Origin of the sequence: Crossiella sp. SN42 (assembly GCF_023897065.1) — a bacterium.
Classification (GTDB): domain Bacteria; phylum Actinomycetota; class Actinomycetes; order Mycobacteriales; family Pseudonocardiaceae; genus Crossiella.
In genome coordinates, this window is sequence record NZ_JAMHIV010000024.1 from 68,518 (window position 1) to 91,650 (window position 23,133).

The following is a 23,133-nucleotide window of genomic DNA, read 5'->3' on the forward strand; positions in this document are numbered from 1 at the left end:
TCCGCATCAGGTCTACGGTCTGCTCCCATGACCAACAGCGATCCCCCATGGGAGCCACCCCTGGCCGGTAACGAGGTCGAGCACCTCAAGGGTGCGCTCGACCGGCTGCGCACGACCTTTCGCTGGAAGGCCGACAACCTCGACGCGACCGGGCTCCGGACCCGCGTCGGCGCCTCCTCGCTGACCCTCGGCGGCCTGCTCAAGCACCTCGCCGCCGCGGAGGACTACATGTTCACCACCAAACTGAGCGGGGAGCCGATAGGCCCACCATGGGACACCATCGGCTGGGACGGCGGCAACGACTGGGAGCACACCTTCACCTCCGCCGCCGACGACACCCCCGAACAGCTCTACACGCTGTGGGACGGTGCTGTCGAACGATCCCGGGCTCGTCTCGACGCGGCCCTGGCCGACGGCGGACTCGACCAGCTCGTGCACGTGTCCTGCCCCGACGGACGCCGGGCCAACCTGCGCCGGCTCGTCTGCGACCTGATCGAGGAGTACGGCAGGCACACCGGACACGCCGATCTGCTCCGCGAAGCCGTGGACGGTCTGGTCGGTGAGGACCCTCCGCGCGGATGGCACCCCAAGAGCGGTCCAACTGGTCAGCGCAGCTGACCGTAGCGCTGCGGACGCCGCCTCAGCCCTGGGCCAGGTCGGTGAAGCGGCTGTAGTGCAGCTGGTGGGCGACCACGATGGTCGCGGTGGGACCTGCTCGGTGCTTGGCGATGATCAGGTCGGCCTCGCCCGCGCGCGGGTCGTCGCGTTCCCAGGCGTCCGGGCGGTGGATCAGCATCACCATGTCGGCGTCCTGTTCCAGCGAGCCGGACTCGCGGAGGTCGGAGAGCATCGGGCGCTTGTCGGTGCGCTGTTCCGGGCCTCGGTTCAGCTGGCTCATCGCGACCAGCGGCACCTGCAGCTCCTTGGCCAGCAGCTTGAGGTTTCGGGAGAACTCGGAGACTTCCTGCTGCCGGGACTCGACCTTCTTGCCGGAGGTCATCAGCTGCATGTAGTCCAGCACGATCAGCTTGAGGTCGTGCCGCTGCTTGAGCCGCCTGGCCTTGGCCCTGATCTCCATCATGGTCATGTTCGGCGAGTCGTCGATGAACAGCGGCGCCTCGCTGATCTCGCTCATCCGCCTGGCCAGCCGGGTCCAGTCGTCGTCGGTCATCCGGCCACCGCGCATGTCCGCCAGCCGGATCCTGGCCTCGGCGGAGAGCATGCGCATGACGATCTCGGTCTTGCTCATCTCCAGCGAGAAGATGACGCTGGACATGCCGTGCTTGATCGAGCAGGAGCGGGCGAAGTCCAGGCCGAGGGTGGACTTGCCGACGCCGGGACGGGCCGCGACGATGATCATCTGGCCTGGGTGCAGGCCGTTGGTCAGCGCGTCCAGGTCCATGAAGCCGGTGGGCACGCCGAGGGCGTTGCCGCCGCGGCTGGCGATCGCGTCGATCTCGTCCATGGTCGGCTGGAGCAGGTCCTCCAGCGCCACGTAGTCCTCGGTGGTGCGCCGCTCGGTGACCTCGTAGATGGCCGCCTGCGCCCGGTCCACCACCTCGGTCACGTCGGAGCCCTCCGCCCCGTGGTGGCCCAGCTGGACGATCTTGGTGCCGGCCTCGATCAGCCGCCGCAGCACCGCCTTCTCCGCCACGATCTCGGCGTAGTAGCCCGCGTTGGCCGCGGTGGGCACGGTGGCGATCAGGGTGTGCATGTACGGCGCGCCGCCGACCCGCAGCAGCTCGCCCCTGCGCTCCAGCTCGGCCGAGACGGTGATCGCGTCGGCGGGCTCGCCCCTGGTGTAGAGGTCGAGGATGCACTCGTAAACCGACTGGTGCGCGGGCCGGTAGAAGTCGTTCGGGCGGACCACCTCGACCACGTCGGCGATGGCGTCCTTGGACAGCAGCATGCCGCCCAGCACCGACTGCTCGGCCGCGAGGTCCTGCGGTGGTTGCCGCTCGAAGCCGCCGGAGGAGTCGCCGCCCCTGAAGTCACGGTCGTCCACCACGGCCACGGTCGTGCACCTCCACCAAAGCTCGAGCCCACCAGGATTCTGCTCGCGACCCCTGACAAGACGGCCGCCGGTCCGAGGAGCTCGGTCCGGCCCGGCCGTCACCGCCGGCGCGCAGTCGCGACGCTAGGTCCCCCGTCTGGAGCAGGCAAACCAGCCTGTGGATCGACCTGTGGGCAGCCTGGGGATGGCTGTGCACAGCTGACCACAAGCGTCCCGTGCCCTGTGGACAACTTGGGGAGAACCTGCGAGGAAAAATCAAAGCCCGCTGGTCAGGGCCTGTGTGTGCGATGTGGAAAAACTAACCGGAACTCGGCCCGGCGTGTCGCGTATAACCGCGTTTGCGGCGTGTCGCGGGCCGGGTGTCACAACTGACAAAACGTGCTGTGACGCTGAGACAAACGAGCACAGGCGCCTCCCGGATGGAGTAGCCCCGTTCGGGCGGCGCCTGTGCTCGATGTCGAGCAGAGCGTGCTCAGCCTGCGGCAACCACGAGGTTGACGTTGGCCGTGACCTCCGGGTGCAGGCGCACCGCGACGGTGTGCTTGCCGGTGGTCTTGATGTGGCCGGAGGTCTCGACCGAGCGCTTGTCCAGCGCCGGCCCACCAGCGGCCTTGATCGCGGCCACGATGTCCGCGGTGGTGACCGAGCCGAACAGCTTGCCGCCACCGGCCGCGGCGCGGCCGGTCAGCTGCACGGAGCCCAGGCCGTCGAGCGTGGCCTTGACCTCCTTGGCGTGGTCCAGGTCGCGGATCTTGCGACCCTCCTGCGCCCTCCGGATGGTCTGCACCTGCTTCTCCGCGCCCTTGGTGGCCACGATGGCCAGGCCGCGGGGCAGCAGGAAGTTGCGGCCGTAGCCGTCCTTCACCTCGACGATGTCACCAGGACCACCGAGGCCGGTCACGTCAGCGGTGAGAATGAGCTTCATCGCCAACTCCTCTCTATGGTCTCTGGGTCAGCGAGCGGTGGAGGTGTAGGGCAGCAGCGCCATCTCGCGCGAGTTCTTCACCGCGATGGCGACGTCCCGCTGGTGCTGGGAGCAGTTGCCGGTGACCCGGCGGGCACGGATCTTGCCGCGGTCGGAGATGAACTTCCGCAGCATCGCGGTGTCCTTGTAGTCGATCAGGTGCGCGGTCTTGTCCTTGCAGAACGCGCAGACCTTCTTCTTCGGCTTGCGCACAGGCGGCTTAGCCATGTGTCGTCCTCCTGGAGCTGGACGTGGTCGTGTTCGGAGTCTCGAGGGGTGCGGAGCAGGAGCGCTGGCGAGGCAGCCGGATCAGAACGGCGGCTCGTCGTTGAAGCCGCCACCGCCACCGGAGCTGGCAGGCGGCGCGGAGCCCCACGGGTCGTCCGCGGGCGCGCTGCCGCCGCCGGAGGAGCCGTACCCACCGCCGCCGCCGCCGCCACCGCCGCCACCGCGACTGGCGCGGTTGACCTTGGCCGTGGCGTAGCGCAGCGAGGGGCCGATCTCGTCGACCTCCAGCTCGATGACGGTGCGCTTCTCGCCTTCCTTCGTGTCGAAGGAGCGCTGGCGCAGGCGTCCCTGGGCGACCACGCGCATACCGCGGGTCAGGGACTCGGCGACGTTCTCCGCCGCCTGGCGCCAGATGCTGCACCGCAGAAACAGCGCTTCGCCGTCCTTCCACTCGCCGCTGGCGCGGTCGAGCGTGCGGGGCGTGGAGGCGATGGTGAAGCTCGCCACGGCCGCGCCGGACTGGGTGAAGCGCAGTTCCGGATCGGCGGTCAGGTTCCCGACCACCGTGATTACCGTCTCACCAGCCATGATTCAGCGCTCTCCCGCCGTCAGGCCTTGGGGCCCTTGGACGCCTTGGCAGCAGCCTTCGCGGCGGCCTTGGCGAACTTGGCGGGGTCGCGGCGCAGGACCTTGGTGCGCAGGACGGTGTCCTGCAGGCCCAGCTGGCGGTCGAGCTCCTTGACCGCGTCCGGCGTGCTGTTGATGTCGATGACCGCGTAAATCCCCTCAGGGGACTTGTTGATCTCGAACGACAACCGGCGCTTGCCCCAGACATCGACCTTCTCCACGTTCCCGCCCGAAGTGCGGATGACGTTGAGGAAAGTGTCCAGCGTGGGAGCGACAGTGCGCTCGTCCACGTTGGGGTCCAGGATGACCATCAGTTCATAGTGACGCACGTAGACCTCACCTCCTGTGGACTAATCGGCCACGGACGTTCCGTGGCAGGAGGGTCGTCGCGTCAGCAACCCGAGCAGGCTAACAGCCCAGTGCCCGTTGCTCCCAATCGGTGATCAGACGGTCCGGCGAAGTACCCAGGTACGCACCAGCGCGGCGGTCACCATGGACAGCATCAGCACCGCGACCAGCACCGGAGCGGCCACCCGCCCAGCGCCGCCGGTGGGCAGCGCGCGGGCCTGACCGGCCGAGGCGACCCCGTCGCCCTCGGGCAGCCCGTAGGCCCCCGGCGAGCCGGGCGAGGCCTGCCCGTAGCGGTCGCCAGGCGCCAGCGCGCCGAGTCCACCGGGCGTGGCCACCGGCAGCCCCGAGTAGTCGTAGAGCGGCACCCGGCCGTAGTCGTAGAGGCCGCCGCCCTCCAGGCGCGGCAGCTGGAAGTCCGGGATCGGCGTGCCGGAGCCGGGCGTGCCGGGAGCGGGCGTGCCCGGGTTGGTGCTGCCGGGCGGCGGGGTGCCGGTGCCTGGCTTGCCGGGGCCCGGCTGACCGGGGTTGGTGGTGCCGGGCGGGGGCTTCGGCGTGGTCGAGCCGCCGCCGGGCAGGTTCTTGGCCCCGTCCTGGATCGGCGCGACCGCGGTGTTCAGCGTCTTGACCGTCACCCCGCAGCCGCCGCTGAGCACCTGCTGCACACCCTTGACCACCTCGCCGAGGATCGGCCCGAGCAGCGGGATCTTGCGCAGCGCATCCGTGACGCCGTTGGCGATCTGGCCGCCGGTGATGAACCCGCCCTTGCCGTCGGGCACCGCGCCGATCGGGATCGGCGGCAGCGCGCGCACCGCCTTGTCCACCGCGCCGGCCAGCGGCGGCCCGAGCAGCGGCACCCGCTTGACCACCTCGACCACCGGCGCGGCCACCGCGCCCGCGCTGAGCTGGATCGGCTGGCCCGGTTTGCCCTGGACGGTGGCCGAGCAGTCGCCGATCACGATCGGTTCAGCAGCCAGCGCGGGGCCAGCCAGCCCGACCATGCCCGCCATCGCGAGCAGCACGGATGCCACGGAAAGCCGTGCGAGTCGAGCGAGCATGCCCATCCCTCCGGTGCGTACCGGTCGGTAACGTCTCTGGGTCCAACGACGGTAGGTCGACTAAGTGACGGTTGCCACTCCAATCCATGACGGAATGACACACAAGACTCCACTCGGGGCGTGGCCGTCAGGGGCGCCCACTACGCTCTCGGCATGCGCATCGGGGCACACGTCGCCGACGACAATCCGCTCGGCTCGGCGCAGGACCGCGGCGCCGAGGTCGTCCAGTTCTTCCTGTCCAACCCGCAGAGCTGGGAGTCACCCAAGCCGCACCCGCAGGCCGAGGCCCTGCGGGAGGCCGGGATCTCGGTCTTCGTGCACTCGCCGTACGTGATCAACGTGGCGTCGCTGAACAACCGGATCCGCATCCCCTCGCGCAAGTCGGTGGTGCAGCAGGCCGAGGCGGCCAAGGCTTCCGGCGCGCTCGGCCTGGTGGTGCACGGCGGGCACGTGACCAAGGGCGACGACCCGGCCGACGGCATCGCGAACTGGCGCAAGCTGTTCGAGCGGCAGGCCGAGGCAGGCGGGTTCGCGGTGCCGGTGCTGATCGAGAACACCGCGGGCGGCGACAACGCGATGGCCCGCAAGTTCGACATGCTGGCCAGGCTCTGGGACGCGGTCGGCGAGTTCGGCGCGGGCTTCTGCCTGGACACCTGCCACGCGCACGCCGCCGGTGAGGACCTGGTCGGCATCGTGGAGCGGGTCAAGGGGATCACCGGGCGGATCGACCTGGTGCACCTGAACAACTCCAGGGACGAGTTCGGCTCCGCGCGGGACCGGCACGCCAACATCGGCACCGGCACCATCGACCCGGCCGTGCTGGCCGCGGTGGTCAACACCGCGCAGGCGCCGGTGGTAGTGGAGACACCAGGCGACGGGCAGGCCGGCGACATCGCCTACCTGCGTGCCCAGCTACCCGCGTGACCCGCTTCGGCAGGACCGCGCTCGTCGCGCTGGTCCTGCTGTGCGGACTGCTGCTGCTCGGTGGCTACGCGAACAAGGCGCGCTGCGCCGGCCCTGAGTTCGACCAGTGGGGCCGCAGCGCGCCGGAGTACGCCAACCGGCACGGCGAGCTCTGCTACTCCGACGTGCAGCACCTGTGGCTGGGCCGGGACGTGGACCGGCACGTCTTCCCCTACCTGGGCGGCGGCCTGGACGAGCAGGGCCAGCTGACCGGCGGCTCGGTGGAGTACCCGGTGCTCACCGGCCTGCTGATCTGGGCAGGGGCGGTATTCGCCAGCAACGACGCCGACTTCCTCTTCTACTCCAGCCTGCTGCTGGCCCCCTTCGGCCTGCTCATCGCCTGGCTGCTGGGCAGGCTCTCCGGCTGGCGCGCGCTGATCTGGGCGCTGGCGCCCGGCCTGGTGCTGCACGCCTTCCACAACTGGGACCTGCCCGCGGTGGCCTGCGCGGTCGGCGCGGTGTACGCGGTGCACCGGGGCTGGGGCCGGGAGGGCGCGAGCAGGCCGCTGGTGGAGCGGGCCATGGTGGCCGGGGTGCTGCTCGGCCTCGGCGCGGCGCTGAAGCTGTACCCGGGTTTCTTCGCACTGCCGCTGGCGCTGTACGTGCTCACCGGCGGGCCGGACGGCCGCTGGCTGCCGAGGGGCCGGCGCTGGGACATCGCCGGCGCGCTCCGGGTGCTGGCCGCCACCGCGGTCACCGTGGCGCTGGTGAACCTGCCGTTCGCGGTGCTGGGTTATGAGGGCTGGCGGGCCTCCTTCGTCTTCCAGCAGGAGCGCAAGGTCGACATCACCACCAACTCGATCTGGTTCTGGGCCTTCCGGCCGGCCTCCGACCCGGCCAACACCGACTTCCAGCAGCTGGTCAGCTGGCTCTCGCCGACCCTGATCTGCCTGGCCTTCCTGCTGGCCTGCCTGGTCGGCTGGCTGCGCTGGACCGGCACCGGCGAGTACCCGTGGGTCGGCGTCTCCGGCGCGATGCTGTGCGGGTTCCTGTTGCTGCACAAGGTGCACTCGCCGCAGTACACGCTGTGGCTGCTGCCCTTCTTCGTGCTGCTGGCGGTGCGCTGGGGCTGGGTGCTGGCCTACACCGTGGCCGACCTGGCGCTGGGCACCGGCGTGTTCCTCTGGTACCACGCGATCGAGTTCCAGCTGCCCATGTCGATCTACGACAGCCTGCCCGCGCAGGCGGTGATGATCGGGGTCTGGGGCAAGCTCGCGCTGCTGCTCGGCCTGTTCCTGGTGCTGCCGGGCAGCCGAGTCACCTTCGAGCCGGAATCGGCGGATCGGCGGATGGTCACGCTCCCAGGCCGCTGATTAGGTCGGATGAGTCCCGTCCAGGTGACTCTAGGAGGCTCGCGGATGGTGTCGAACGGTAAGCGCTGGCTGGTCGCGCTGGGTGTGGTCGCGTTGCTGTCCTCGGGCGGCCAGGCCGTCGGTGAGCAGCAGGCCCCCGCGCCACCGGGCAACTGGGTCGGCACCTGGGCGGCCGCACCCTCGGCCGCGTTGCCCAACACCGAGTCCGGCTACCCCAACTACTCGATCCGCAACATCGTGCACACCAGCATCGGCGGCTCCCAGGTCCGGGTCCGGCTGTCCAATGCCTTCGGCCGCGCGCCGGTGCTGTTCGGGCAGGTCACGGTCGCGCTGGCGGCCGGAGCGGACACCCCGAACGCGGTGCCCGGCACCATGCGCACGCTGACCTTCGGCGGCGAGCGGGAGATCACCGCGCCGCCGTTCGCCGACGTGCTCAGCGACCCGGTCGCGCTGACCGTGCCGCCGGATGCCAACCTGCTGGTCACCACCTTCACCCCGGACCCCTCCGGCCCGGTCACCTACCACTCGCTGACCATGCAGAACTCCTACTTCACCCGCAACGGCAACCACGCCGCCGCGGAGTCGGGGTCGGCGTTCACCGAGCAGACCCGGCAGTGGCACTACGTCTCCGGCGTGGACGTGCGCGCGCCGGGCGTGCGCGGCAGCGTGGTGGCCCTCGGCGACTCGATCACCGACGGCGCGAACTCCACCTGGGGCGCCAACCTGCGCTGGCCGGACCAGCTCGCGGATCGGATGAAGGCCGGTCCCGCGCACCTGCGGCTGGGCGTGCTCAACGCCGGGATCAGCGGCAACCGGCTGCTGCTGGACGGCGGCAGCTCCGGGGTGAACGCGCTGGCCAGGCTGGACCGGGACGTGCTGACCGCCACCGGCGCCCGCACGGTGATCGTGTTCGAGGGCATCAACGACATCCAGCAGACCCCGCACCAGACCGACCCGAACCGGATCATCGCCGCGCTCAAGCAGATCGCGCAGCGGGCCAAGGACCGGGGGCTGCGGGTGCTCGGCGCGACCATCACCCCGTTCAAGGGCTGGCGCTCCTACAGCGAGCAGCTGGAGGCCACCCGGCAGGCGGTCAACCGCTACATCCGCAACAACACCGACTACGACGGCCTGATCGACTTCGACGCCACCATCCGGGACCCGCAGGACCCGCAGCGGATCAAGCCCGAGTACGACCAGGGCGACCACCTGCACCCCGGCGACGCCGGGTTCAAGGCGATGGCGAACGCGATCAACCTGTCATCGCTGTAGCCGCGGCCTCGGCCTGCTCGCGCCGCCTCTTCGCGGTGCGGGCAGGCCCGAGCACAAACGCATCCGGCGCGCCGTCCAGCGGACCGCCAGCCGGATCGTCCACGCCGAAGGCACGCACCCGGTCCAGCGCGGGCCGGTAGATCTCGCGCAGCATCAGCACGCAGAGCAGGACCACGAAGATGTCCCTGATGACCACCGCGCCCAGGAACCAGTCCTGCGGCAGGCCCTTGTTGTCCGGGCCGAGGTAGAAGTACATCCGGGGCGCCCACACCAGCGCGTCCACCGCCATCCAGGCCAGCAGCAGCCGCCAGCGGGGCAGCGCGAGCACGGCCAGCGGCACCAGCCACAGCGAGTACTGCGGGCTCCACACCTTGTTGGTCAGCAGGAACGCCGCCACCACCAGGAAGGCCAGCTGCGCCACCCTCGGCCGCCGCGGCGCGGACAGCGCCACCCAGCCGATGCCCGCGCAGCACAGCAGGAACAGCACCGCGGTGACCGTGTTCAGCACGGTCGGGGTGGCGCCTGCCGGCAGCGGGCCGTCGAAGCCGCTCCAGCCGGTGAAGTACTGCACGACGTTGTAGAGGCTGTCCGGGTCCACCCCGCGCTCGGAGTTGAGCCGGAAGAACTCCCGCCAGCCGTCCGGGTAGAGGTAGAAGATCGGCGCGTTCACCGCGCCCCAGGCCAGCGCCGCGGTCCAGGTGGTCCGCCACCAGTGCCCCATCCGCCCCGATCTCAGGCACAGCACGAGCAGCGGCCCGAGGAAGAACAGCGGGTACAGCTTCGCCGCCGCGCCCAGCCCCAGCAGCACCCCGGCCAGCCCCGGCCGGTTGCGCGCCCAGGCCAGCAGCGCCACCGCGGCGAAGCCGGTGGCCAGGGTGTCGAAGTTGGTGAAGGCGTGCACCACCACCAGCAGCGAGACCGCGGCGATGGCGGTGTCCCACGGCCGCCGCCCGGTGAGCTTGAAGGTGGCCCAGATGGTGACCAGCCAGGCCAGCGCCAGCCACAGCGAGCTGAAGTTGAAGTAGACGATCACCGCCATGGCACTGGGCAGCCAGCCGCTGTTGGCGATGGCCACCCAGCCGTGCGCGAGCTGGGCGTTGAACCACTGGAACAACCCGGAGATCACCGGGTACTCCATGTAGCGCACCTGCCCGTTGTCCTCCACCCAGGAGGTCTTGTACGGGAACAGCCCCTTGTCCAGCCGCTCGGCGGTGTAGAGCGGAACGGTGTCGGAGTAGCACATCGCCACGTACTGCCGGGAGTCCCGCCAGTCCAGCTGGGTGACCCCCTGGTCGTCCACGTACTCCTGCACACACGGCGCCTTGGCCGTGTACGCCAGCGCCAGGGTCAGCGTGGCCAGCAGCAGCACAACCCGCAACGGCGTCCAGAACCAGTGCCGCCCGATCACCGCGTGCCGCCCCAGCATCCCGCCAACCGGCCTGCTGGCCTGCCGCGCCAACGGCTCCGACCAGGTGGCCACCTCACGCTCGCGCGGGGTCAGCGACTCGGTGTCCGCGATCCGCTTGGGCGGCGCGGGCGGCGCTTCGCTCCAGTCGCCGACGGTGGCCTGCGGCTCGGGCTGCTCCGATGCATGGGACACCTCGCGGATGCTACGGGTTCGGCCGGGGGGCCTGGGTGAGCCGGTGCGATCAAGCCGGAACAGGAAGGCGGGGGGTGCGACCAGCACCTCCCCGCCCCGGGTCATCCTCCGCCGTTGCCGCCGCCCCGGCCGCGGCCTGGGTCACCGCCGGGTGGGTCCTCCCCGCTGGTCCTGGACGGCCTGGTCGGCGTGGTGGTCGGCTTGCAGCTCGGCCACGGCCAGACCCCGCAGGTGGGGTTCGGGTTGCTGGTGGTCTGCTTGGAGCTGGTCGGCTGCTCGCTGCTGCTGCTGGTGGGCGGGGCCGAGGAGCTCGTGGGGGTGGAGCTGGTCGAGGCGGCGCTGGTGGTGGTCGCCGGCGCCTCGAACTGGCCGATCGGCTTGGCGGCGGGGAAGGGTTCGACCTTGGTGCCGTTGAGGTAGGCGTCCATGAACTCCTTCCACACCCAGCCCGGCTCGTCCTTGCCGTACATGTCCTTCGGCGTGGACTGCAGCTTGCCGGCGTTCCACTTGCCCTTGAGGATCTCGTTCTTGTCGGTGCCCACCCAGACCGCGGTGGAGATCGACGGGGTGTAGCCCACCATCCAGGCACGGGAGTTGTGCGGGCTGCCCTTCTCCTTCTCGTACTGGTGAGTGCCGGTCTTGGCGGCCGAGGGCCGGTCGTTGTCGAGCGGCACGGTGGAGTACTTGGCCACCGGCTTGAGCGCCTCGGTCACGTTGCGCGCGATGTCGGTGTTGCGCTGGCTGTTCGACTGGTCGAAGGCGGGCTTGGCGGCCTTGTCGAACTGGTACTTCACGTTGCCCGCGGAGTCGGTCACCTTGGCCACGAAGTGCTGTTCGATCTTCATGCCGTCGTTGGCGAAGGTCGCGTAGGCCGCGGACATGTCCATGGTCCGTACTTCGTAGCTGCCCAGCGCGATACCCGCCATCGGGGAGGCGCCGCTGCCGAGGCCGAGGGTCGGCTTGTCGTTGATCTCAGACGGAATCCCGGCCTCGATCGCGGCGTTGGCCACCGATTTTGTGCCCACCTTCAGGGCGAGGTCGACGAAGGCGGTGTTGACCGAGTACTGCGTCATCTCCCGGATCGAGCACATGGTGCACGGGTATCCGCCGCGGCTGGCGTTGGTCACGGTGTAGCCGGGCGAGCCCTTGCTGGCGGAGAAGGTCCGCGGCGAGCTGCTGTCGAAGGTCGAGCCGAGGCCGATCTCCTTCTCCAGCGCCGCCGCGACCACGAAGGCCTTGAACGAGGAGCCCGGCGGCTGGGAGGCCTTGGCGTAGTCGAAGCCCTTGCCGTCCTTGCTGCCGTAGTAGGCCAGGATGCCGCCGGTCTTCGGGTCGGTGGCGACCAGGGCCGAGCGCAGGTTCTCCGGCTGGCCCTTGGCGAAGACCACCTTCTGCACGGCGGCCTCTGCGGCCTCCTGGGCCTTCTTGTCGATCGTGGTGGTGATCGTGTAGCCGTTCTTGCGGATCGCCGCCGCGCTGATCTTGTTGCGGTCCAGTTCGGCCTCGACCTGCTGCTGGATCAGCGCCTTCGTGCCCTGCAGGCCGCCCTTGGCCCTGATCGCGTCCTGCCGGTCGCGCAGCTGGCCGGGCTTGTCGCCGTCCTCGGGGAACTGCATCTGGTCCCGGGCGGCCTTCTGGATCTTGCCGTTCTCGACCATCTTGTCGAGCACGTCGTTCCAGCGCTTGACCGACTTCTCCCGGTTGATCGCCGGGTCCCACTCGTACGGGCGCTGGATGACCGCGGCCAGCAGGGCGGCTTCCTCAGGGCGGTTGATCTCCTTGGCGCTCTTGTTGAAGTACGCCTTGGCCGCCGCCTCGATGCCGTCGGCGCCGCGGCCGAAGGCGATCACGTTGAGGTAGTTGGTGAGGATGTCGTCCTTCTCGTACTGGGTGTTCATCTTGGCGGCCTTGACCAGCTCGGTGAACTTGCGGGTCAGCGACCGCTCGTCGTCACCGGTGGAGATCTTGATGTACTGCTGGGTGATGCCGGAGCCGCCGCCGGTGCCGCCGGTGAGGTTGTTGAACACCGCGCGCAGGATGCCGATCGGGTCGAAGCCCGGGTTCTCGTAGAAGTTCTTGTCCTCGGTCGAGAGCACCGCGTCTCTGATGACCTGCGGGATCTCCTGGAACTTCAGCTGGACCCGCTCACCGCCCTGCGGCACGATCTTGCCGAGCTCGCTGCCGTCCGCGTAGTTGATCGTGACGACCTGCTTGACGTCGGCGAAGACCTCTTCGGGCGTCTTCACCGTGACGAACTGGTAGGCGATCACGAAGGCCAGCACCGGGGCGATGATGCCGATGGCGGCCAGCACGTAGCCGGTGCGGCGGACCCGGCGCCAGATCTTCTTCTTGCGCAGTTTCCGTTCCTCCTCCGGGTCCAGCTCGTCGGCTTGGACGACGTGGGTGTCGTCGTAGTCCGGGTCGCCCGGCAGGGGTTCGCGGTGGGTGAGCAGCTCTGGCTCACGCGGGTAGCCGTCGTCGACCGGGGGGAGCATGTCGGTGGGCATGTCCGACGGGTGCTGCTGGCGGGGCGGGCCGCCGAAGCCGCCGTTCGGGCCGGGGCCGCCGGGGCCGCCGTTGAACGGGGGGCGCTGGCCGGGCGGCATGGGCGCGCCGCCGGGGGGCGTGTTCGGACCGCCGTGGCCCATCGGTGCGCCGCGGGGCGGGGTGTTCGGGCCGCCGGGACCCATGGGCATGCCGGGGGGTGGCATCGGCCCGCCGCGGGGCGGGGTGCCGGGACCGCCGGGGGGCATGGGCCTGCCGCCCTGGGGCGGCATCGGGGGGCGCGGGCCGCCGGGCGGCGGGCCGTGTGGCCCACCCGGCGGCGGGCCCTGGCGGGGGCCCGGTGGCGGAGTGTCGTCTTCGTCCCAGTTGGGCACCCACTGACCGGTGTGCTCACCGGTCTCCTCGGGTCCACCCGGTCGGCCGTCACGCCGTCGGTCGTCGCGCTCGTTCACGAAAAGGCCCTTCCACCGCCGTCGCACGGTGCGACGTCGTTTGGCGGTCGTTCGTCAGTACGTACCAGCGACATGAGCTGGATCACTCCGCGGCGGTCTTCCTTTGGGAGCTGCCGCTGCGCAGGCCACCCGTCCCGAGGACGTATGACTGCACCAGGTGGTTCCAGCTGCAGGTGCGGCACACCTCGACTACGTAAACGCTGAACTCCACAAAAAGGGTTGCCATGCGCGCGAGTTCTTCAGCTGTGCGGGCCGAACCCGCAGCGTGCTTGAGCTCGTCGCCGTACACCCAGGACACCAGCGTCAGGGGTTCCTTGCGGCACACAGGACAGGTCACCGTGCTGGGTTCGCCGTGGAACTTCGCCGCGCGGAGCAGGTATGGACTGGCGTCGCACACCTCCATGACCCCAGAACGGCCGGCGTAGACCTCCGCGAGCAGCGCACGGCGCTGCAACGCGTAGTCCACCACCTGCCGCTGGGTTCGCACCCCATCAGACTACGTGGCTGGCACAAGGTCCCGGTGAGCCGTTCAGGGCAGTGCTGCCGGGGCGTTGTCCATCTCACGCCCCGAAGCTGGTGGCTTCGATGTATCGGCCCGATATAGTCCGCCTGTTTGTCAGCCGAGCCAGGAGGAGGTGCCAGATGCTGGAGCTGGCGATCCTCGGCATCCTGCACCGGGCCCCCATGCACGGCTACGAGCTGCGAAAACAGCTGGGCTGCCTGCTCTGTGGGCACCGGCCTGCCTTCTCCTTCGGCTCGCTCTACCCCACCCTGCGCCGGTTGCAGGACGCCGGGCTGATCGCCGAGGACGGCGGGGGCGCGGCGGCCACCGGGGGCCGGGCGCGGCGGGTCTACGGGCTCAGCGCGGCCGGCCGGGAGCACTTCGCCTGCCTGCTCGCCGAGGTGCAGCCGCAGCACTGGGAGGACGACTGCTTCGGCGTCCGCCTGGCCTTCTTCTCCCGCACGCCGCCGGCGACGCGGCTGCGGATCCTGGAGGGCAGGCGGCGCTGTGTGGCGGAACGGCGGGAACGGATCCAGTCCACGCTGGACCGCTCCTGCGAGCACGTCGACCACTACACCCGGCAGTTGCAGCGGCTCGGCCTGGACGGCGCCGACCGCGAGGTGCGGTGGCTGGACGAGCTGATCGAGGCGGAACACCGCCAGCCATGAGGATGACTGTGAAGGAGGACCCGGCCATGTCCGGAGACCGCCGCAAGGTGCGGGTGGCCATCGTCGGCGTCGGGAACTGCGCCGCCTCGCTGGTGCAGGGCGTGCAGTACTACCGCGACGCCGACCCCGGCAGCCGGGTGCCCGGCCTGATGCACGTGCAGTTCGGCGACTACCACGTGCGCGACATCGAGTTCGTGGCCGCCTTCGACGTGGACGCCAAGAAGGTCGGCGCCGACCTGTCCGAGGCGATCCTGGCCAGCGAGAACAACACCATCAAGATCTGCGACGTGCCGCCGCTGGGCGTGCCGGTGCAGCGCGGGCACACCCTGGACGGGCTGGGCCACTACTACCGGGAGACCATCCAGGAGTCCGACGAGCAGCCGGTGGACGTGGCGCGGGCCTTACGCGAGGCCGAGGCCGACGTGCTGGTCTCCTACCTGCCGGTGGGCTCGGAGGCGGCGGACCGCTTCTACGCCCAGGCCGCCATCGACGCGCGGGTGGCCTTCGTCAACGCGCTGCCGGTGTTCATCGCCAGCGACCCGGTGTGGGCGGAGAAGTTCCGCGCCGCTGGCGTGCCGATCGTGGGCGATGACATCAAGTCCCAGGTCGGCGCGACCATCACGCACCGGGTGCTGGCCAAGCTGTTCGAGGACCGGGGCGTGATCCTGGACCGCACCATGCAGCTCAACGTGGGCGGCAACATGGACTTCATGAACATGCTGGAGCGGGACCGCCTGGAGTCCAAGAAGGTCTCCAAGACCCAGGCGGTCACCTCCCAGGTCGAGCACGACCTCGGCGCCCGCAACGTGCACATCGGCCCGTCGGACTACGTGGCCTGGCTGGACGACCGCAAGTGGGCCTACGTCCGGCTGGAGGGCCGCGCCTTCGGCGACGTGCCGCTGAACCTGGAGTACAAGCTGGAGGTCTGGGACTCGCCCAACTCCGCGGGCGTGATCATCGACGCGGTGCGCGCGGCCAAGATCGCGCTGGACCGCGGTATCGGCGGCCCGGTGCTCTCCGCCTCCTCCTACTTCATGAAGTCCCCGCCGGAGCAGTACGACGACTCCGCGGCCAGGGAGAAGGTCGAGCGGTTCATCCGCGGCGAGGACTGAGCGGACGGGGGCCGTGGTCAGCCGCGGCCCCCGACCGGTTCGGCGAAGTCGATCCGGTGGTCGAAGATCCACGAGTGGCCGCTGGTCCGGGACAGGCGCCGGAGCACCACGCGCAGCGCCAGGTCCCGCAGCGCGACCGCGACCGGGTTGGTCAGGGTCTTCAGCCCGCCGCGCCGCTGCCCCTCGGCGATGATCTTCTCCACCCTGGGCCTGCGCAGCTGCTCGAACCGGCGCAGCGCGGGCCCGGGCTCCGGCAGGTCGCGCAGGCACTGGGCCAGGGTGATCGCGTCCTCGATGGCCATCGCCGCGCCCTGCCCGCTGGAGTTCGGCACCGCGTGCGCCGCGTCGCCGATCAGGCCGACCCGGCCGCTGGTCCAGTGCGGCAGGTTCGCCAGGTCGTAGAGGCCGAAGGGCTGGAACCAGCGGGACTCGCTGCCGGCCAGGATCGTGGTCGCGTCCGGCAGTTGACCGGCGAACCGCTCGATGAGGTGCTGCCGCCAGTACGCGGGGCCGCGCGCGGCGATCTCCGCGCGGCTGAGCTCCGGGTGCGGGAAGTTGACGCCCCAGTAGACGTCGCCGTCCGGCGCGGCGCCGTAGAGGAAGAAGCCCCGCCTGCCGAACACCATCCGGCCGGTGGCCGCGGGGGTGGGCCGGACCGGCAGCCCGGTGGTCCAGCCGCCGAGGCCGAGCAGGCCGGAGTAGCGGGGCGCGGGCGCGCCGGGGTCCATGATCCGGCGGACCGGGGAGTGCAGCCCGTCCGCGCCGATGAGCAGGTCACCTTCGGCGGTGCTGCCGTCGGCGAACTCGGCCACCACCCCGGCGGCGTGCGCGGTGTAGCCGACCAGCCGCTTGCCGTACTGGACCCGCACGCCCGCCGCGAGCGCGGCCTGGAGCTCGCCGCGCCGCACGCCGAGGCTGTGCAGCTCCGGCTCCAGCGCCGCGGAGCCGTCGTCGAGCAGGCCGAGCCGCCGGCCCGCGCCGTCCAGGAACTCGGTCCGGTGGCTGACGTGCGCCCCGGGCGTCGCGCGCACCGCCTCGAGCAGACCGAGGGTGCGCAGCACGGACAGCCCGTTGGGGGCCAGCCCGAGGTAGGCGCCGATGCCGATCCCCGGTCCGCCGTGCGCCTCGTAGACCTCGGCGTCCAGCCCGACCTTGCCCAGCGCGGCGGCCAAGGTCGGCCCGCCGACCCCCGCGCCGATGATGATCACTCGCATCGCTCTGCCCCCACGTAAGATGACTCCGGAAGATATTTCCTTCGATCGAACGAAATAATATCCGGCCAGGGAGGACCCGTGTCAACGCACCGCGACGAGCTGGTGGCCCGGCTGGCCAACGCCGGTCGGCGGACCAGCGACGCCGCCGTCATGTTCCACAGCGCGCTCAGCGCCCGCCTGGACATCAGCGTCACCGACTGGAAGCTGCTCGGCCTGCTGGAAACCCACGGCCCACTCAGCGCCGGCGAGCTGTCCCAGCACTCCGGCCTGGCCCCCGCCTCCATCACCAGCGCGATCGACCGCCTGGCCAAACGCGGCTACGTGCACCGCAACCGCGACACCACCGACGGCCGCCGAGTCCTGGTCGCCCTGGACGAGGGCCTGCTCCAGGGCGTGGACGCGCAGTTCGAGGGGTTCTTCCGCCGCCTCGGCGCGCTGGTGGAGCGCTACACCGACGCCGAGCTCGACCTGCTCGCCGGGTTCCTGGAGCAGAACGCGGCCCTCATGCGGGAAGCGACGGCCGAGCTGACCGAGCGCTAGGGCTCGATCATGGTCATGCCCGCCGACGGGCTGGTGTGCAGCTGTGGCAGGGCCCGCGCCGCCTCCGTCAGCCCGATGGTGCGGGTGATCAGCCGGTCCGGCCGCAGCTTGCCGCCGCTGACCAGGGCCATCAGCTCGGGGTAGGCGTGGGCGGCCATGCCGTGGCTGCCCAGGACCGCCAGCTCGTGCGCGATCACCCGGCCCATCGGCAGGGGGGTGGGGCCGCCGGGGAGCAGGCCGACCTGGACGTGCCTGCCGCGGCGGCGCAGGCTGTTGATCGAGGCGGCGGCGGTGGCGGGGTGGCCGAGGGCGTCCAGGGAGACGTGCGCGCCGCCGCCGGTGAGCTCGCGGACCGCCTCGGCGGTGTCGCCGCCGTTGACGGTGGCGGTGGCGCCGAGCTGGGTGGCCAGGGACAGGGCTTCGTCGTTGATGTCGATGGCGATCACCTGGGCGCCGGCGGCGGCGGCGATCATCACCGCGGACAGGCCGACGCCGCCGCAGCCGTGCACCGCGACCCACTCGCCCGCCCGGGTGCGGGCGATGTCGCGGACCGCGCGGAAGGAGGTGGCGAAGCGGCAGCCCAGCGCGGCGGCGGTCTGGTAGGCCATGGTCTCGGGCAGCGGGATCAGGTTCGTCTCGGCGTGCCGGATGCGCACCACTTCGGCGTAGGAGCCCCAGTGGGTGAAGCCGGGCTGACTCTGCGCGGGGCAGACCTGCTGGTCACCGGCCTGGCAGGACGGGCAGCTGCCGCAGGCGTTGATGAAGGGCACGGTGACCCGGTCGCCTGGGTGGAACCGGCGCACCTCCGCGCCGACCTCGCGCACGACTCCGGCCAGCTCGTGGCCGGGCACGTGCGGGAAGACCGTGATGTCCGCGTCGTGGCCCATCCAGCCGTGCCAGTCGCTGCGGCACAGGCCGGTGGCCGCCACCTCGATCACCGCGTCGGCCGGGCCGGGGGCCGGATCGGGCAGCTGTTCGACGGTGACCGGGCCGCCGAAGGAGTTGTAGACCACCGCGCGCATGAGCGAAACCTAACCCGGCTCTGCACAATGTGGGCGTGCGCGAGGGCGAGGAGTTCGGGCGGCGGTTGCGGGCCGAACTGCCGGGTGCGGCCAGGCTGGATGCGCAGACCCAGGCCGCTTACGGCTCGGACGCCTCGATCTACCGGGTGCTGCCCTTGGCCGTGCTGGAACCGCGGGACCTGGACGAGCTGGGCGCGGCGCTGGCCATCGCGCGCGAGCACGGGGTGCCGGTCACCGGCCGGGGTGGCGGGACCTCGGTGGCGGGCAACGCGATCGGGCCCGGTCTGGTGGTCGACTTCTCCCGGCACCTCAACCGGGTGCTGGCCATCGATCCCGAGGCGCGCACCGCGACCGTGCAGCCAGGGGTGGTGCTGGACGAGCTGCGTCGCCAGGCCGCGGCGCATGGACTGACCTTCGGGCCGGACCCGTCCACCCAGTCCCGCTGCACGCTCGGCGGGATGATCGGCAACAACGCCTGCGGGCCGCATTCGGTGGCCTGGGGCACCACCGCCGAGGTGGTGCACCGGCTGGACCTGCTGCTCGCCGACGGCCGCACGCTGAGCGCGGGGCCGGGCGGCAGTGGGGACGCGGAACTGGACCGGCGGCTGATCTCGTTGCGGGACAAGCACTTGGCCGAGCTGCGGCGGGAGCTGGGCCGGTTCCGCAGGCAGGTCTCCGGGTACAACCTGGCGGAGTTGTTGCCGGAGAAGGGTTTCCACCTGGCGCGAGCGCTGGTCGGCTCGGAGGGCACCTGCGCGCTGGTCACCTCGGCCACCGTCGCGCTCACCCCGGTGCCCGCGACCACGGTGTTGCTGGTGCTGGGTTTTCCCGATGTCTACACCGCGGCGGACCAGGCCCCGGTGCTGGCCGCGGCGGGCGCGCTGACCGTGGAGGGCATGGACGACGCGCTGATCGCCGCGCTCGGCAGCGGGCCGGGAAGCGTTGCCGCGCGGGAACTTCCGCCCGGCCGGGCCTGGCTGTACTGCGAGGTCGCCGGGGAGGCGGCGGCGCGGGAGCTGGCCGGGCTGGTCGAGGCCAGCGCGCTGGTGGTCACCGACCGGGCGCGGGCCGCCGCGCTGTGGCGGATCCGCAAGGACGGCGCGGGCATCGCGACCAGGATGGCCGACGGTGACGAGGCCTGGCCCGGCTGGGAGGACTCCGCGGTGCCGCCGGAACGCCTCGGCGGCTACCTGCGCGAGCTGCACGCGCTGCTGGCCGATCACGGTTACCGCGGCATCGCCTACGGGCACTTCGGCGAGGGTTGCCTGCACCTGCGCTGCGACTGGGACCTGCTGAGCGCGCAAGGGGTTTCCCGCTACCGCGCGTTCATCGAGGCGGCCGCGGACCTGGTGGTGGCGCACGGCGGCACCAGCTCCGGCGAGCACGGCGACGGCCGGGCCCGCTCCGAACTGCTGGCCCGCACCTACTCGCCCGCGGTGCTGCGCGCCTTCGCCGGGTTCAAGGCGGCCTTCGACCCGGACGGCCTGCTCAACCCCGGCGTTCTTGTTGCGCCACAACCACTCGACGCCGACCTGCGGCCGGGCCACGACCGGATCGAGCTGCCCGTGGTGCACGCCCTGCACGCCGACCGCGGCTCCTTCGCCGCCGCGGTGCGCCGCTGCGTCGGCGTGGGCAGCTGCCGCCAGGCCAGCGGCCCGATGTGCCCGTCCTTCCAGGTCACCAGGGACGAGGTGCACTCCACCAGGGGCCGGGCCAGGGTGCTCGGGGAGATGCTGCGCGGCGAGCTGCTCGACCCGGACGCCACCGCCGTGCGTGAGGCGCTTGACCTGTGCCTGTCCTGCAAGGCGTGCAAGCACGACTGTCCGGTGCAGGTGGACATGGCCACCTACAAGGCCGAGTTCCTGCACCGCCACTACCGCCGGAAGCTGCGGCCCCGCGCGCACTACTCGCTCGGCTGGCTGCCGCTGCTGGCCCGGCTGGCCCGCCCCGCGCCGCGACTGGCCAACGCGCTCACCGGCAACCGGACCGCGCTGCGGCTGGCTGGGCTGGAGCCCCGCCGGGACCCGGTCTCCTTCGCCCGCACCAGTTTCCGCTCCTGGTGGCGTCGCCGCGGCGGGGCGCGGGGGACCGGCACACCGGTGCTGCTGTGGCCGGACACCTTCACCAACTTCCTGAACCCGGAGATCGGCATCGCCGCGGTGGAGGTGCTGGAGGCGCTGGGCTACCGGGTCGAGCTGCCGCGCGGCCCGGTCTGCTGCGGCCTGACCTGGCACTCCACCGGGCAGCTGGACATCGCCCGCCGGGTGCTGCGCCGCTCGGTCCGCGCGCTGACGGGCGATCAGCTGGTCATCGGGCTGGAACCGTCCTGCACGGTGCTGCTGCGGGAGGACGCCGCCGAGCTGGTGCCCGAGGCAGCGGGCCTGCGCGACCGGGTGCGCACGCTGGCCGAACTGGTCGCGGCGCACCAGGGTGACTGGCCGTTCGAGCGGTTGGACGCCAAGGCGGTCCGGCAGCCGCACTGCCACCAGCAGGCCACCTTCGGCGACGCGGCCGAGCGGGAGGTGCTGGCCCGGCTGGGCGTCGAGGTCGACCAGGTGGACGCGGGCTGCTGCGGCCTGGCCGGGAACTTCGGCTTCGAGCCCGGTCACTGGGAGGTCGCGCAGGCCTGCGCGGAACGCCAGCTGTACCCGAAGATCAGGGCCGCGCCGGCCGGCACGCTGGTGCTGGCCGACGGGTTCTCCTGTCGCACGCAGGCGGCGCAGGGCACCGAGGCCACCGCGGTGCACCTGGCCGGCCTGCTGCGGAAGGCGCTCAGCCCTCCGGCATCTTCGAGGAGTGGTGGTTGATGATCACCCAGCGCCCGTTCCGCTTCTCTTACACGAAGGTGTAGCGCGCATTCTCCAGGAAGTGGTTGAAGTAGTTCACGATCCCGGCCCGATCCGTGCGCACCCGGTTGGACAGCGTGGGGACCAGAACCGCTCCTGCTTGCCGGGCTGCCGCCCGCTCGCGCTCGCCACCACGCCACCGCCGAGCACCAGCCCGGCGACCAGCGTGCCTGTGATTGTGACCGGACTTACTTAGGGTGTCTAAGCAAACTTGTTAGACTGGCTAAGTGTCCACCGGTGCAATGAAGATCGACTACCTGGCGCGGGAGCTTCGCCCGCTGGTTTTCCGGCTCTACTACGTGGTGCGCCGGGAGACCCCGCAGCACCAGCTGACGCTCACCCAGGCCTCCGTGCTGGCCACCCTGGTCACCGACGGGCCGCAGCGGATGAGTGCGCTGGCCGAGCGGGAGGGCGTGCGGATGCCGTCGATGACCGACGTGGTCGCCCGCCTGGAACGGCTGGGCTACGCCCGCCGCGCGCCGGATCCGGTGGACCGCAGGGCCGTGCTGGCCGAGGCGACCGAGCAGGGCACCCGGCTGATCGAGGAGCTGGTGCGGGCGCGCGAGGAGTTCCTCAGCGCCCGGCTGGCCGAGCTGGGTGAGACCGACCGCGCCGCCATCGCCGCCGCCCTGCCCGCACTGTGGCGCTTGCTGGAGGTCAACTGAGATGAGTTCTGAGGTAAGGCTGCTCGATGCCTTGAAGGGGCAGCCCCGAACGGTGTGGATCACCGCCTTCGCCGCGGTGATCGCGTTCATGGGCATCGGGCTGGTCGATCCGATCCTGCTGTCCATTGCCACCGCCTTGCAGGCCACCCCGTCCCAGGTGACCCTGCTGTTCTCCTCCTACCTCGGCGTGCAGGTGGTGGCGATGCTGTTCACCGGGGCCTGCGCGGCCCGCTTCGGCGCCAAGCGCACCCTGGTCGGCGGGCTGGCGCTGATCGTGGCGGCCACCCTGGCCTGCGCGCTGGCCTCCTCGATCACCGAGCTGGTCAGCCTGCGCGCGGTCTGGGGACTGGGCAACGCCTTCTTCATCGCCACCGCGCTGTCGGTGATCGTGGGCGCGGCCTCCGGCGGCCAGCAGGGCGCGATCCTGTTGTACGAGGCGGCTTTGGGCATCGGGCTGTCCACCGGGCCGCTGCTCGGCGCGGCGCTGGGCTCGCTGTCCTGGCGCGGCCCGTTCGCCGGCACCGCGGTGCTGATGGCGATCGCGCTGGTGCTCGCCGCCGCGCTGCTGCCCGGCGACGCGCACGCCAAGCGCGAACCGGTCCGGCTGCTCGACCCGCTGCGCGCGCTGCGGCACCGCGGCCTGCTGCGCACCTCGGTCGGGTCCGCGCTCTACACCGCCGGGTTCTTCACCGTGCTGGCCTGGGCGCCGTTTGTGCTCCAGTTCTCCGCGGTCCAGGTCGGCCTGGTCTTCTTCGCCTGGGGCCTGTGCGTGGCGGTGGCCGGCGTGCTGCTCGCGCCGAGGCTGGCCGCCCGGCTCGGCGAGCGCCGCGCCACCGTGCTCGCGGTGCTGGCCAACGCGGCGCTGCTGGCGCTGATGCTGGTGCCGGACAAGCCGGTGCTGGTGGTCGCGGTGATCCTCAGCGGTGTCGTCTCCGGCCTGCTGAACACGCTGTTCACCGGCGCCGCGATGAGCATCAGCCCGGCCCCGCGCGCGGTGGCCAGCGGCGGCTACAACTTCCTGCGCTGGCTGGGCGGCGCGGCCGCGGCCACCCTGGTCGGGCACCTGGCCGAGTGGTTCGGCTGGACGCACGCCCCGTTCCTGGTCGGCGCGCTGCTCTGCCTGCTGGCCGGTGGCCTGCTCGCGCTGGGCGCGGACGAACCGGACACCAAGGAGGTTCCGGTCGAAGCGGCCATCGTGGGTGAGGAACTCTAGTAGCTGT

At 71.2% G+C, this 23,133-nt stretch carries 21 protein-coding genes; 10 read left to right on the forward strand and 11 right to left on the reverse strand.

The window, feature by feature from the left end; genetic code table 11:
- Nucleotides 1–27 precede the first annotated feature (27 nt).
- Entirely contained in the window at nucleotides 28–618 is a 591-nt protein-coding gene (locus tag M8C13_RS27480) for a DUF664 domain-containing protein (protein WP_252483604.1), read from the forward strand.
- A 22-nt stretch (nucleotides 619–640) separates the two neighbouring features.
- On the opposite strand, the gene dnaB is transcribed toward M8C13_RS27480, so the two are convergent.
- From dnaB to M8C13_RS27510, 6 genes are all read right to left on the reverse strand, one after another.
- A complete protein-coding gene (gene dnaB, locus M8C13_RS27485) occupies nucleotides 641–2,014 on the reverse strand; it encodes a replicative DNA helicase (RefSeq protein ID WP_252483605.1) in 1,374 nt (457 codons plus the stop codon).
- A 472-nt stretch (nucleotides 2,015–2,486) separates the two neighbouring features.
- Entirely contained in the window at nucleotides 2,487–2,939 is a 453-nt protein-coding gene (rplI, locus tag M8C13_RS27490; protein ID WP_252483606.1) for a 50S ribosomal protein L9, read from the reverse strand.
- Between the two features lie 27 nt (nucleotides 2,940–2,966).
- Nucleotides 2,967–3,206, reverse strand: a complete 240-nt coding sequence (gene rpsR / locus M8C13_RS27495) for a 30S ribosomal protein S18 (RefSeq protein WP_252483607.1) — start codon at nucleotides 3,204–3,206, stop codon at nucleotides 2,967–2,969.
- Between the two features lie 81 nt (nucleotides 3,207–3,287).
- Nucleotides 3,288–3,794 carry a single-stranded DNA-binding protein gene (locus M8C13_RS27500; RefSeq protein ID WP_252483608.1) on the reverse strand — a complete coding sequence of 169 codons (507 nt, stop codon included), beginning with the start codon at nucleotides 3,792–3,794 and terminating at the stop codon, nucleotides 3,288–3,290.
- Nucleotides 3,795–3,814: 20 nt separating this feature from the next.
- A complete protein-coding gene (gene rpsF / locus M8C13_RS27505; protein ID WP_283662286.1) occupies nucleotides 3,815–4,162 on the reverse strand; it encodes a 30S ribosomal protein S6 in 348 nt (115 codons plus the stop codon).
- Nucleotides 4,163–4,276: 114 nt separating this feature from the next.
- Nucleotides 4,277–5,239: a hypothetical protein gene (locus M8C13_RS27510; RefSeq protein WP_252483609.1), complete on the reverse strand. Its 963-nt coding sequence runs from the start codon at nucleotides 5,237–5,239 to the stop codon at nucleotides 4,277–4,279.
- Between the two features lie 153 nt (nucleotides 5,240–5,392).
- Here M8C13_RS27510 and M8C13_RS27515 point away from each other — a divergent pair, with 153 nt between their 5' ends.
- From M8C13_RS27515 to M8C13_RS27525, 3 genes are read left to right on the forward strand one after another with little or no spacing between them, the layout of a single operon-like run.
- The gene (locus tag M8C13_RS27515) at nucleotides 5,393–6,163 is read left to right on the forward strand and encodes a deoxyribonuclease IV (RefSeq protein WP_252483610.1); all 771 of its coding nucleotides are present in this window, start codon (nucleotides 5,393–5,395) and stop codon (nucleotides 6,161–6,163) included.
- Nucleotides 6,160–7,515 (forward strand): glycosyltransferase family 87 protein, encoded by a 1,356-nt coding sequence (locus M8C13_RS27520; RefSeq protein WP_252483611.1) that lies wholly within the window; start codon nucleotides 6,160–6,162, stop codon nucleotides 7,513–7,515. Before M8C13_RS27515 ends, M8C13_RS27520 begins: the two co-directional genes overlap by 4 nt.
- Nucleotides 7,516–7,560: 45 nt before the next feature.
- Nucleotides 7,561–8,787 carry an SGNH/GDSL hydrolase family protein gene (locus M8C13_RS27525; protein ID WP_252483612.1) on the forward strand — a complete coding sequence of 409 codons (1,227 nt, stop codon included), beginning with the start codon at nucleotides 7,561–7,563 and terminating at the stop codon, nucleotides 8,785–8,787.
- Here M8C13_RS27525 and M8C13_RS27530 read toward each other — a convergent pair.
- From M8C13_RS27530 to M8C13_RS27540, 3 genes are all read right to left on the reverse strand, one after another.
- Nucleotides 8,768–10,306, reverse strand: a complete 1,539-nt coding sequence (locus M8C13_RS27530) for a glycosyltransferase family 87 protein (protein WP_252483690.1) — start codon at nucleotides 10,304–10,306, stop codon at nucleotides 8,768–8,770. The genes M8C13_RS27525 and M8C13_RS27530 overlap by 20 nt on opposite strands.
- Before the next feature lie 182 nt (nucleotides 10,307–10,488).
- Complete coding sequence (locus tag M8C13_RS27535; protein WP_252483613.1) at nucleotides 10,489–13,083, reverse strand: transglycosylase domain-containing protein; 2,595 nt, start codon at nucleotides 13,081–13,083, stop codon at nucleotides 10,489–10,491.
- Nucleotides 13,084–13,426: 343 nt separating this feature from the next.
- The gene (locus tag M8C13_RS27540) at nucleotides 13,427–13,831 is read right to left on the reverse strand and encodes a DUF5318 domain-containing protein (RefSeq protein ID WP_252483614.1); all 405 of its coding nucleotides are present in this window, start codon (nucleotides 13,829–13,831) and stop codon (nucleotides 13,427–13,429) included.
- 155 nt (nucleotides 13,832–13,986) lie between these two features.
- On the opposite strand from M8C13_RS27540, the gene M8C13_RS27545 reads away from it, so the two are divergent.
- The gene (locus M8C13_RS27545; RefSeq protein WP_252483615.1) at nucleotides 13,987–14,514 is read left to right on the forward strand and encodes a PadR family transcriptional regulator; all 528 of its coding nucleotides are present in this window, start codon (nucleotides 13,987–13,989) and stop codon (nucleotides 14,512–14,514) included.
- A gap of 26 nt (nucleotides 14,515–14,540) precedes the next feature.
- Complete coding sequence (locus M8C13_RS27550) at nucleotides 14,541–15,626, forward strand: inositol-3-phosphate synthase (protein WP_252483616.1); 1,086 nt, start codon at nucleotides 14,541–14,543, stop codon at nucleotides 15,624–15,626.
- 17 nt (nucleotides 15,627–15,643) lie between these two features.
- Here M8C13_RS27550 and M8C13_RS27555 read toward each other — a convergent pair whose 3' ends face one another.
- Nucleotides 15,644–16,840, reverse strand: coding sequence for an NAD(P)/FAD-dependent oxidoreductase (locus M8C13_RS27555; protein ID WP_252483617.1), 1,197 nt, complete (start codon nucleotides 16,838–16,840; stop codon nucleotides 15,644–15,646).
- Nucleotides 16,841–16,918: 78 nt separating this feature from the next.
- Here M8C13_RS27555 and M8C13_RS27560 point away from each other — a divergent pair, with 78 nt between their 5' ends.
- Complete coding sequence (locus tag M8C13_RS27560) at nucleotides 16,919–17,380, forward strand: MarR family transcriptional regulator (protein ID WP_252483618.1); 462 nt, start codon at nucleotides 16,919–16,921, stop codon at nucleotides 17,378–17,380.
- Here the strand turns inward: M8C13_RS27560 and M8C13_RS27565 are convergent.
- Nucleotides 17,377–18,402 (reverse strand): zinc-dependent alcohol dehydrogenase family protein, encoded by a 1,026-nt coding sequence (locus M8C13_RS27565; protein WP_252483619.1) that lies wholly within the window; start codon nucleotides 18,400–18,402, stop codon nucleotides 17,377–17,379. The genes M8C13_RS27560 and M8C13_RS27565 overlap by 4 nt on opposite strands.
- 35 nt (nucleotides 18,403–18,437) lie before the next feature.
- Between M8C13_RS27565 and M8C13_RS27570 the strand changes: the two genes are divergently transcribed.
- The 3 genes from M8C13_RS27570 to M8C13_RS27580 all read left to right on the forward strand — a co-directional run bounded on the left by M8C13_RS27570 (nucleotide 18,438) and on the right by M8C13_RS27580 (nucleotide 23,126).
- A complete protein-coding gene (locus M8C13_RS27570) occupies nucleotides 18,438–21,209 on the forward strand; it encodes an FAD-binding and (Fe-S)-binding domain-containing protein (protein WP_252483620.1) in 2,772 nt (923 codons plus the stop codon).
- A 281-nt stretch (nucleotides 21,210–21,490) separates the two neighbouring features.
- Complete coding sequence (locus M8C13_RS27575) at nucleotides 21,491–21,913, forward strand: MarR family winged helix-turn-helix transcriptional regulator (protein WP_252483691.1); 423 nt, start codon at nucleotides 21,491–21,493, stop codon at nucleotides 21,911–21,913.
- Nucleotide 21,914: 1 nt separating this feature from the next.
- A complete protein-coding gene (locus M8C13_RS27580; protein WP_252483621.1) occupies nucleotides 21,915–23,126 on the forward strand; it encodes an MFS transporter in 1,212 nt (403 codons plus the stop codon).
- Nucleotides 23,127–23,133 lie beyond the last annotated feature (7 nt).